This is a genomic window from Simiduia litorea (assembly GCF_042853465.1).
Taxonomy (GTDB): Bacteria; Pseudomonadota; Gammaproteobacteria; order Pseudomonadales; family Cellvibrionaceae; genus Simiduia; species Simiduia litorea.
Genome location: NZ_AP031497.1, coordinates 2,964,715 through 2,975,433, shown reverse-complemented (window position 1 = coordinate 2,975,433; position 10,719 = coordinate 2,964,715). Strand labels below are relative to the sequence as shown.

Annotated in this window: 9 protein-coding genes; 6 read left to right on the top strand and 3 right to left on the bottom strand. The window is 50.1% G+C overall.

The genetic code is table 11. From position 1 onward, the window contains the following. Positions 1-12 precede the first annotated feature (12 nt). The 3 genes from ACGHTT_RS13175 to ACGHTT_RS13165 all read left to right on the top strand — a co-directional run bounded on the left by ACGHTT_RS13175 (position 13) and on the right by ACGHTT_RS13165 (position 2,556). Positions 13-501 (top strand): Lrp/AsnC ligand binding domain-containing protein, encoded by a 489-nt coding sequence (locus tag ACGHTT_RS13175; RefSeq protein WP_390591171.1) that lies wholly within the window; start codon positions 13-15, stop codon positions 499-501. Between the two features lie 107 nt (positions 502-608). Next, positions 609-1,769, top strand: a complete 1,161-nt coding sequence (locus tag ACGHTT_RS13170) for an acyl-CoA dehydrogenase family protein (protein WP_390591170.1) — start codon at positions 609-611, stop codon at positions 1,767-1,769. Positions 1,770-1,779: 10 nt separating this feature from the next. Next, positions 1,780-2,556, top strand: coding sequence for an SDR family NAD(P)-dependent oxidoreductase (locus ACGHTT_RS13165; protein WP_390591169.1), 777 nt, complete (start codon positions 1,780-1,782; stop codon positions 2,554-2,556). 77 nt (positions 2,557-2,633) lie between these two features. On the opposite strand, the gene ACGHTT_RS13160 is transcribed toward ACGHTT_RS13165, so the two are convergent. The 3 genes from ACGHTT_RS13160 to ACGHTT_RS13150 all read right to left on the bottom strand — a co-directional run bounded on the left by ACGHTT_RS13160 (position 2,634) and on the right by ACGHTT_RS13150 (position 7,844). Beyond that, a complete protein-coding gene (locus ACGHTT_RS13160; RefSeq protein ID WP_390591167.1) occupies positions 2,634-5,024 on the bottom strand; it encodes a putative bifunctional diguanylate cyclase/phosphodiesterase in 2,391 nt (796 codons plus the stop codon). 113 nt (positions 5,025-5,137) lie between these two features. Then, complete coding sequence (locus tag ACGHTT_RS13155; protein ID WP_390591166.1) at positions 5,138-6,358, bottom strand: MFS transporter; 1,221 nt, start codon at positions 6,356-6,358, stop codon at positions 5,138-5,140. A 193-nt stretch (positions 6,359-6,551) separates the two neighbouring features. Further along, positions 6,552-7,844, bottom strand: a complete 1,293-nt coding sequence (locus ACGHTT_RS13150; RefSeq protein WP_390591165.1) for an amidohydrolase family protein — start codon at positions 7,842-7,844, stop codon at positions 6,552-6,554. 254 nt (positions 7,845-8,098) lie between these two features. Here ACGHTT_RS13150 and fabV point away from each other — a divergent pair, with 254 nt between their 5' ends. The 3 genes from fabV (at position 8,099) to ACGHTT_RS13135 (ending at position 10,707) form a co-directional block, all read left to right on the top strand. Further along, positions 8,099-9,289 carry an enoyl-ACP reductase FabV gene (gene fabV / locus ACGHTT_RS13145; protein ID WP_390595055.1) on the top strand — a complete coding sequence of 397 codons (1,191 nt, stop codon included), beginning with the start codon at positions 8,099-8,101 and terminating at the stop codon, positions 9,287-9,289. Between the two features lie 42 nt (positions 9,290-9,331). Beyond that, positions 9,332-9,718, top strand: coding sequence for a hypothetical protein (locus ACGHTT_RS13140; RefSeq protein ID WP_390591163.1), 387 nt, complete (start codon positions 9,332-9,334; stop codon positions 9,716-9,718). 80 nt (positions 9,719-9,798) lie between these two features. Continuing rightward, complete coding sequence (locus tag ACGHTT_RS13135; RefSeq protein ID WP_390591162.1) at positions 9,799-10,707, top strand: MBL fold metallo-hydrolase; 909 nt, start codon at positions 9,799-9,801, stop codon at positions 10,705-10,707. Positions 10,708-10,719 lie beyond the last annotated feature (12 nt).

The following is a 10,719-nucleotide window of genomic DNA, read 5'->3' as shown; positions in this document are numbered from 1 at the left end:
GAATTTAATGCTATGACAGATAAGCCCGATGTGGGCCGTTTAGATCGTACAGATAGGAAAATACTGGCTTTGCTGCAGGTGGATGGCCGAATGTCTAATGTGGAGCTAGCCCGACAGGTGAATTTGAGTCCCACACCCTGCCTGGAAAGGGTGAAACGCTTAGAGCGGGATGGCTTTATTCGCCAGTATGTGGCGCTGTTGGATGCGGAAAAACTCAATATGTCGTTGGTGGCCTATATTCAAGTGACCTTGAGTAACACCGCCACTGAAGATTTAGATAGATTCAACAAAGAGGTGGCGGGCTTGGCGGAGATCCAAGAGTGCCATATGGTTGCCGGTGGTTTCGATTACATGCTTAAGATTCGCGTGGCTGGGATGAATCACTATCGTCGCTTTTTGGGCGAAAAATTATCCTCGCTGCCGGGGGTGCGTGAAACCCATACTTATATGGTGATTCAGGAAGTTAAATCTGAAACTGCTATTTCTGTCCCAAAATCCTGACTTTTGGTGCTTTATTGGCGCGAAAGTTTATTTGCAGGATCAAAAACGCCGGTTTTGCGGGGCGGACTTACGCTACTGTATTGCCAAATTTACCATTCGGAGCAGCCATGCATTTTTCTTTAACTGACGAACAGCAGATGATTTGCGACACGGCACGGGCATTTGCCAGCGCCGAGCTAGCGCCCGTGGCGGCTGATATGGAAGGCCCGAATGGCCGTCAATTGTTACTGGGGCATTTACAAAAGTTATCGGCGCTGGGTTTTATGGGGCTGAATATTGATGGCCACTACGGCGGCACCGAAGCCGGCGTGGTGGCTTTTAGTTTAGCCATTACCGAGCTGGCTAAAGCCTGTGCGTCTACTGCGGTTACGGTATCGGTGAGTAATATGGTTGCCGAAGTCATTCAAGCTGTTGGTAATGAGGCACAAAAATCCCATTACTTACCGAAATTGTGCAGTGGCGAATTTGCCGCTGGTGCGTTTTGCTTGACCGAGAGTGGCGCCGGTTCAGATCCCGCCGGTATGAAAACCCGCGCCGTGCGCGACGGCGACGATTTTTTGTTGTCGGGCGCGAAAATTTACATTACCAGCGCCGAGTATGCCGGCGTTTTCGTGGTCTGGGCAGTTACCGACCCCAGCGCAAAAAAGGGCAAGGGCATTAGTTGTTTCCTCGTCGACGCCGATACCCCAGGTATTAGCATCGGCAAAGCGGAAGATAAAATGGGGCAAAAAGCCTCTGCCACGAATGAAGTGCATTTTGATCAATGCCGAGTGAGGGCCAGCCAGATGCTCGGTGTTGAAAACGATGGTTTTCGCATCGCTGTGGCCGAGTTGGCCGGCGGGCGTATCGGTATAGGGTCGCTGGCCTTGGGCGTCGGGTTGGCGGCGATGGACTTCGCGGCGCATTATTTGGCCGAGCGCGAACAATTTAATCAGCCGCTTATTAACTTTCAAGGGCTGCAGTGGATGCTCGCTGACAGAGCCACTGAATTAGAAGCTGCACGCTTGTTATTGATGCAGGCGGCTTGGTTGAAAGAACAGGGCAAGGCTTTTGGTAAGGAGGCGTCTATGGCAAAACTGTTCGCCTCGGAAAAGGCCAACGACGCCTGTTATACCGCCTTACAAATGCTCGGGGGCGCCGGTTACATTAAGGAATACCCGCTCGAACGAATGGCGCGCGATGTACGCATCACCACCATTTATGAAGGGACCAGCGAAATTCAGCGCATTGTTATTGCGCGCGATCTCATTAAACAACTTAATCTGTAGGTAGGTACGTATGAATATTGATGGACAAGTAGCATTGGTAACCGGTGGCGGCTCTGGCTTGGGGCGGGCAACGTGCGAGCAATTAGCAGCGGCCGGCGCAAAGGTATTTATCTTCGATATGAATGAAGCGGCTGCAGCGGAAACTGTCGCCAACTTGGGCAGTGAGCGCGCGGCGTTCGCGGTGGCAAATGTGGCCGATGAAGCCTCGGTACAAGCGGGCTTTGACAAATTGGTGGCGACGTTTACTAGCCTGCAAATTTGTGTGAACTGTGCTGGTATCGCCACCGCAGGTAAAATTTTAGATCGTGATAGCAACCCACTGCCCTTGTCTGAGTTTAGTAAAACCATCAGTGTTAATTTAATTGGTAGTTTTAATGTGGCGCGAATGGCCGCTGCTTTAATGGCAAAAAACGAAACCATGGGCGAGGCGCTCGAGCGCGGCATTATTATTAATACCGCCTCAGTTGCCGCCTTCGAAGGTCAATTGGGTCAATGCGCCTATTCGGCCAGCAAGGGCGGTATTGTTGGCATGACTTTGCCGATGGCGCGCGATCTCGCCAAGCTCGGTATTCGAGTTAACGCCATTGCCCCCGGCATTATGGGCACACCCATGTTATTGGCGATGCCCGAAAATGTACAAGAGGGGTTGGTCTCGAATATTCAGTTTCCAAAGCGCATGGGTTTGCCTAAAGAATATGGTGATCTCGTCGTTCATCTAGCTAGCAATAGCTACATCAATGGCGAAACGATTCGTTTAGATGGTGCTATTCGGATGCAGCCCAGGTAGGTCTATCCTTTTTTAGCCTTGTCTCGTTGCCAGTGTGTGGCGAGCAAGGCTGAGCAGGGCGCTAAGAAAATGTATGTTTAACTGTAAATAGATGTGCTTTTGCCGTGCGATTCGCTGCGCTGGCTTTCGAGCACAATCATGGCCTTATGGGCTGGAATTGGTTTGCTAAACAAATAACCTTGAGCGAGATCGCAGTGGTTAGCTTTCAAAAATACGAGCTGCTCGCTGGTTTCCACCCCTTCTGCCACGACTTTAAAACCCAGTTGACGAGCTAAGAAAATAATAACAGCGGAAATGTGCATGTCGCTTTCGTCGAAGGGAATATCTTTAATAAATTCCCGGTCAATTTTCAGTGTGTCGACGGGTAAATTTTTCAGATAACTCAATGACGAGTAGCCGGTGCCAAAGTCGTCTATCGCCACACTGACACCCAGTGCTTTAACTTTTTCGATGGTTTGCAAGGCGAGCGTGATGTTATCCATCAACAGCGTTTCGGTGATCTCCAGCTCCAGTTGACCGGGTTTAATTCCATAGCGATTAATGGTTTGCTGCAGAAAGGGTAGAAAGCTTGGGCTGGAAAAGTGATCGCTAGCCACGTTCACGGAAATGCCAATATCTGGGTACAGGGTGTGCCAGGTTTTGAGTTGCCGACAGGAGGCTTCGAGCATCCATTTATCTAGCGGCGTTTGTAGGCCGAGGTCTGCCATCACAGGCACGAATTCAGCCGGCATAAGAATGCCTCTATCTGGATGATCCCAGCGGCATAGGGCTTCGAAGCCACGGATAGTGCTAGACATATCCACTTTTGATTGCAGGTAGAGTCGAAACTCTTTTTGCTCTAGAGCCCTGTGGATTTCTGCTTCTAAGGAGACTTTGCTGCGCGATATCGATTTGAATTCGGGTGTAAACTCTAAATGGGAGTTGCCACCTTGTTGCTTGGCGCGGTACATAGCAATTTCGGCGTTGCGCAACTGCTCTACCGTGGGCACGCCATGTTCGAGCTTGGCCACGCCAATACTTACTGTAATGATGAGCTTTTGTTGCTTTAAAATAAGCGGTTGACGAATCATTTCCGATATTTTGTTGAGCCGGATTTTTAAATCAGCAGCATTGAGGCTGACGATTAAAACACCAAATACATTGCCGGATAGACGCGCGCAAAAATCTTTGCTGCCAATGGCGGCGCGAATACGGTCGGCTATCTTAGAGAGTAAATGATCGCCGCTTTGGTGCCCTAGAGAATCGTTAATACGTTGAAACTTATCGACGTCAATAACCAAAATGGCTGACTTATTGATGTCCACACCACTTTCCAATAATTGCTCTATTTCGTACACAAACAAATTGCGGTTGGGCAAGTTTGTAAGTGGATCGTAAAGTGCTAAGCGCTCCATTTCTCGATTCTTTGAGTCAGCAGTGCGCGCGTTGGCTTCTAACTGATAAGTGAGCTCGGCGGCAACTTCGGCCAGTAAGTCGAGTTCATCTAAGCTTTTCTTTGGCTTTTTGGGCAGCCTTAAACGCGCTTCTTCAAATTGTTGCTCGGACACCAGACGTAAAATGTTAACTTGCTTAAATAGCCTGCGCAGGTGAAAACGACTGACTAACCAGCTAAAACACAGCAGAGCGACGAGCGTGCAAAGCGCAATTATAGATTGGAGTTTTAATAGTTCAGCACGCTGTAACAGCTCTGGTTCTTCATCTGTATAAATAAGCCAGCTTAAGTCTCTGTTGTTGTAAATGGGCAAGTTCTTTTGGTGGTAACGCAACTGCCCCCAGCTGTCTTTGGTCTCGTTTAGTAAGTTGGTTAATTGTGCCGGCGTTTCAAGTTTTGGTTGGTCACCATGGCTAACGATGGGCCAAATGCTTAACCAATTGCCGGCTTTATCAGATTTGATTAAATAAGCGTAGTAGCGGGTTTCACTAAAAAAAGCTTCCGCTAGTGCAATGAGATCTAGTTCCGCGACTATGATTTTAGTGGCTTGATGGGGAACATGCAGGGGAATGCCGATAAACTGTGAACATCTTTCGGTGCATGCCAGTCGGCTTTGCGTGGTATCGCTGCGATAGACCGTGTTGACCCAATCACTGTTGATCACCTCGGGCCAGTCGAGGTCAGGGTTTAGGTTGGCTAAGCCGGTGCGATCAAACACGAGAATGTTACGAAAGTTTCCTGCGATCTTTAGCAAGGCTTTATCATTTTCGAGGCTGCTGGATAAATCGCGGCTTTGATTTGACGGTAAATGCAGTGCCCACTGTTGAAGTAGCTTAGCTTGTTCAGACTGCTGTTCATTAAGGGTGGCGTTAAGTTGGCTAGCAAGGGCGAGCTTATCTTGTGTTAGCTCGGTCTCGCGTAATTTATTTTGCTCTTTCCAGTGGAAATAGAGGAGCGCAGAGAGGGATAGCACTAAGAAAGTGCCAAGCAGTAGTTGCGCTTTGGTAGCCAGGCTGAATAGCCGGGGTCTGGCCATTGTCTATCCCTTGTGATGAATGCAGTCGAGTATACATGAAGTGCTTAGATTCAAAAGGGCTGGCGGGTGATAAAGTCAGCTTGAAAATAATGTTGCAGCCACGGTCGAGATTATCAATTCGTTTTCCGCTGAAAAAACAACCAAATGGCTGACAGGAAAAATAATATGCTGGCGCACCAAATCACCCACGCACCACCTAGCAGTGCAAGGAAAGCGCCCGCCAATGCCATAATCACATTGGCCAAGCAGAAGTTTGTTGTCAGTAGCCCCATGATACGCCCCTGGCCATAGTGGCCGTAAGTACCAGACATGAATGCAGGGAAAATACCGTTTTCTAGCGCGATGGTCGCTCCCATAAGGGTGAAAAGTACCAGGCACCAAGTTTGACTTAAAAACGGTAATAGCCCTGTCGCTGCACCTAAGATGACGACGCAGGCAATAATCAGTTGTCGGTCCGTACCTAACTGACTTAAACGCGAGATAAAAAAAGCGCTGGTAACAATCATGGTTAGCGACAGGCTAACCGATAGCCAAGCAATCTCCTTTGGTCCATGACCGAAAGCTTCCACCAACCAGAGCGGAAAGTATTCGTAAAAGGTGTTCAGGGCTAAGGAAAAAATAAAATGGAAAATAATCAGCGGTCGAATGGATTGGTCTTTTAACAAACCTAGGGAGTTATTCGAGCCCATACTTTGCCACACACTGCCGGCGGGCTTGGCCGGTTTGTCGGGGTCTAAACCAAAATAAACCAAGGCGAGGCACACCAACACGGTAATAGCAGCAATCAGAAAACTCATGTGTACGCCATAGGGCATGAGGTAGCCGCCGGCCACAGGGCCAACTAGCCAGCCTGCATAGGTGGCGGCAAAGACTAAAGATAAGCTGCGCTTACGATCAATCTGCGGGTGTAAATCTACTGCAATGGCGCGGGCCACGGCGATATTACCCTCGCACAGGCCTGTGGCCAGACGCATTATCGCAAAGCCAATAAAACTCTCTTGCTGCAATGCCCACACCGTTCCAAGGTAACTGAGCCCTGCAATAAATAGCGTGATATTGAGTAGACGCTTGCGGCCGTATATGTCGGAGAGCGCGCCGATAAAGGAGCCGCCAATGAGCAGGCCAAGCGGGTAAAGTGCCAATATGATACCCAGTAAAACCTTAGCGGGTAGCCCAGCAAACTGGGTCAGTGCGGGGCTGCTGGCGGGATCGAGAAAGTAGGGTGCCAATATGGGGTAGGGCAGTGCAATACCCACGGTACCGATAAATGAAACCAGCATGACCGCGGCCAGTGCGCGTTGTGCGTGAGGGTAGCGGATAGTTTCCGTAGGCATAGGGCTATTGGCTTACTGTTGTCGAGCGATGAAAAGGGTAGATCGCGTATTTAATTGTTGGTAATTAGCTATTTTTGTTGAGTGACAAAATAGCGGCGTAAGTGTGCGGTAATAAAAAGCCATTGACCACTAGTTATGGGCAATGGCTTTCGGGTAAAACGCGAATCGCCCGACAGGCGCAACGCGTTTCGCTTTAGGGTTGTTTATAAATCACGCCGCCTTTCATTACGAAATCAATGTTCTGTAGCAGCGAAATGTCGGTTAAAGGATCGCCTTTTACCGCGATAATATCCGCCCATTTTCCGTCGGCAATAGAGCCGGCTTGATCGCTAATTTGTAGGAGTTCAGCGGTGGACTTTGTCGCTGATTGAATGGCTTTCATCGCTGGCATACCGGCTTCGACCATATAAACAAACTCTTTGGCGTTATCGCCATGAGGGAAGACGCCGGCGTCGGTTCCAAAGGCAATTTTCACACCGGCTTTATAGGCCTCGGCGAAGGTGCCTTGAATTTTCGGGCCGATGGCAGCGGCTTTGGGTACGACCACCGCTGGGAAGTAGCCGTCGATCGCGGCCTTTTCTTCCACAAACTTTCCAGCGCTAATGGTGGGCACATACCAAGTGCCGTATTGCTTAAACAGTTTAATGGTTTCCTTATCCATGTAGGTGCCATGTTCGATGGAGTCGACCCCAGCCCGAATGGCGCGGTTCATCCCCTCAGCGCCGTGTGCGTGCACGGCGACGGTCATGCCGTAGTCTTTGGCGGTTTTGACGATGGCTTCCACTTCATCCTGAAAAAACTGTGGGTTTTGACCGTTTTTCGCCACACTGAGGACGCCGCCGGTGGCGGTAATTTTGATTAAGTCTGAGCCTTCCTTATAGCGCTGACGCACGGCTTCGCGCGCTTGAGCTTCACCGTTGATGACGCCTTGTTCCGGACCAGGGTGGCCCATGATTGCTTGATTCGTGCCGTTGGTTGGGTCGGCGTGCCCGCCCGTGGTGGCAATGGACTTGCCGGCGGTATAGATGCGTGGCCCAGTAATAATACCTTGAGCGATGGCGTTGCGTAGGGCGATGGTGACTTGGTCTGTGTCGCCTAAATCTCTTACTGTGGTAAAGCCTGCCATCAGGGTTTTATGGGCATAGCCCACTGAGCGGTAGGCATAATCGGCGGCGTTTAAGCGAAAGCCCTCGGCGTAGGCGGCGGGATTCATTTGATCACTTAAGTGGGTGTGCATGTCCATCAGGCCGGGTAGCACTGTGTAATCCTGTAGGTTGATGACTGTATCTTCCCCCGTTACAGAATTTGCGTAGCCAGCGGTCACGCTCGCTACCTTGCCATCCTTAATGCGGATTGTTTGCTCCTTAATGAGCTTGCCTTTATCCGTATCGATCAGGGCGCCGGCATATATCAAGGTGTCGGCATGGGCCGTGAATGCTTGGGTAAGCAGGGCAATAGTGGCAATCCAGCCAAGATGTTTGGGCATGTCTAGCTCCGTGGCGTTTCGTTATTGAAGGACTGATCTTAGACGTTTGTTTGCTTGACTGCCCCATAGGTGGCCGGTTGAAGCGATGGCGTGGGGCGGTGAAGCGATGGTATGAGCAGGTTTTGCTGTTAAATAGTGCATACAAAAACCTGTTTTATGGCTGGATGGTCATTATAATAGCGACCTGAATTTAGGCGCTGGCGATGTCCATCGCGAATGTGCAAACAGCCGTAGAGCTCAATAGGAAAGAAGCCATGATCATTAAACCCAAGGTGCGTGGATTTATTTGTACCAACGCTCACCCACAGGGCTGTGCTGCCCATGTTCAAGAGCAAATAGATTTTATTAAGTCTAAAGGCCCCATTGCCGGTAGTCCAAAGAACGTACTAGTCATTGGCTGCTCAACGGGGTATGGCTTGGCTTCACGTATTACGGCGGCCTTCGGCGGTGGTGCAAATACCGTGGGTGTGGCTTTTGAAAAGCCACCAACCGATCGTAAAACTGGCTCGGCCGGCTACTACAATACGGCGGCTTTTCACGCGGCGGCAGATAAGGCGGGTCTAGTGGCCGCAAGCCTTAATGGCGATGCGTTTAGCGACGAGATCAAAGCCCAAACCTTAGCGTTGGTGAAAGAAAAGTTGGGCAAAATTGACCTAGTGGTCTACTCCCTCGCCTCGCCCCGCCGTACCGATCCAAAAACCGGTGTGATGCATTCATCGGTATTGAAGCCCATCGGCGAAGGTTATACCGCAAAAAACTTAAACACCGATACACTGAAAATTGCCGATATCACCGTTGAACCTGCCTCTGATGAAGAGATTGCCAACACGGTGAAAGTGATGGGTGGCGAAGATTGGGAACTGTGGATTGACGCGTTAAAGCAAGCTGACTTGCTCGCGGACGGATGCCGGACTGTGGCCTACACCTACTTAGGTGAAAAGTTAACTTGGCCCATCTATGGCCATGCCACTATCGGTAAGGCAAAAGAAGATCTCGATCGCGCCGCTGCGGCGATCAATGCTCAGTTGAAATCTGTGCAGGGTGCCGCCAACGTGTCGGTGCTTAAAGCCTTGGTAACACAATCCTCCTCTGCTATTCCTATCATGCCTTTGTACATTTCTTTGGTTTACAAAGTCATGAAAGAAGAGGGTACGCATGAAGGTTGTATCGAGCAGTTGTATCGTTTGTTTACCGAGGGTTTGTACACTAGCACGCCGCGCTTAGATGATCACAACCGCCTGCGAATGGACAACCTAGAGTTGCGCCCTGAAACGCAGGCAAAGATTGAAGCCTTGTGGCCAAAAGTCACGGAAGAAAACTTGTTTGAAATTACCGATTACAAAGGTTACAACGATGACTTCTTGCGTTTGTTCGGCTTTGGTCTAGCAGGTGTTGACTATGAACGTGAAACTGACCCCTTGGTAGCCGCGCCCTTTCAGGCGTAAATACCTTAAGAACAAGGCGGCCAACGGCCGCCTTTTTTGTTTATGCGCATTCTCGTTATTGTTTTTTTACTGGTTACTCCTATTGCGACCGCAGAGGCTGGGTCGAGCGATTTGGAACCGGTAGCCTTAGGTTCCAGTTATATGGCTGTGTGTGAAAAAATACAGTCCTGTGCGCGAGCGGAGTTTTCTCTTGGGCAAATTCCCGCGGAGCACGGGCCGGTATTGGATGCAGCCTTGAATGGTTTATGCACCGGTGTGTTTCGATCCATTGAGGGCTTGGCCAATTATCCCGAACTAGAAGCTCCGGGACTTGCCTGTGCCGAAAGTTTGTTGCAGCTGGGCTGCGACGATCTCGTCGGCGATAGGCAAACGGCTGCTTGCCACACGTTAATCGAACAGGCTGAGCAGTTGGGTTTAACCTTAAACTAACGTGGGTTTTCGCTGCCTGCAGACGGCGCCTTGGGCTAACGCCTTGTGCACTGACCGGCCTTTTCTTTAAGGATGTTTGGATGGCAAATCTACCGCAACAACTCATTGAACACCCGTTAGCGCACCATCTTTTGGTTGAGCTTGTGCCGGGTATTCGTCGATTAGTCGCAACCAACCAAGGTCCAATGACGGGGCCTGGCACGAATACTTATATCATCGGTAGCGAGCAATTGGCGGTGCTAGACCCAGGCCCGCTCGACGCTGCACACGTACAAGAGTTGATGGCCGCAGGACATATTTGCTGGGTCATCGTCACCCACACGCACCCAGATCACTCGCCCAATGCCAGGGCTTTAGCCGACCTTACTGGAGCTCAACTCATTGGTATGCCCGGTCCGGAGGATGGTCATCAAGACAAGAGTTTTGTGCCAGATGTTGCTTTGATTGATGGCTACCAACTCGTAACGCCGGAATTTACATTGCAGGCGGTGCATACCCCAGGCCATGTTGCGAATCATTTTTGCTTTTGGCACGAGCGCAGTGGTTTTATGTTTACCGGTGACCATGTCATGCAAGGCGCCACCGTGGTTATTATTCCACCAAGCGGCGATATGAAAGACTATGTGGCGAGCGTTGAAAAATTAGCTCAGTTTCCGATTGTTGCCTTAGCGCCTGGTCATGGTCATTTAATGGGGCAAGCACAGGAATATTTGTCGGCACTCATCGCGCACCGGCTAGCGCGAGAAGCTAAGATTATTGCGGCCATGGCGCGCGTGCAACAACCGCTAACCTTGGCCGAGCTTACCCCTTTAGCCTACGGCGATGTGGATGTGAGTTTACATGCTATTGCTGCCTATTCCCTGTGGGCACATCTGATTAAATTGGAAAAAGAAGGTCGCGTCCGGCAGTACAAAGAAAGCCATTGGTTGTTTGATCAAGCGCATTGGCAGCTGGCCGAGAGTGTGGTCAAATTTAACGTTAAGCCTTAACCCTAACCCATT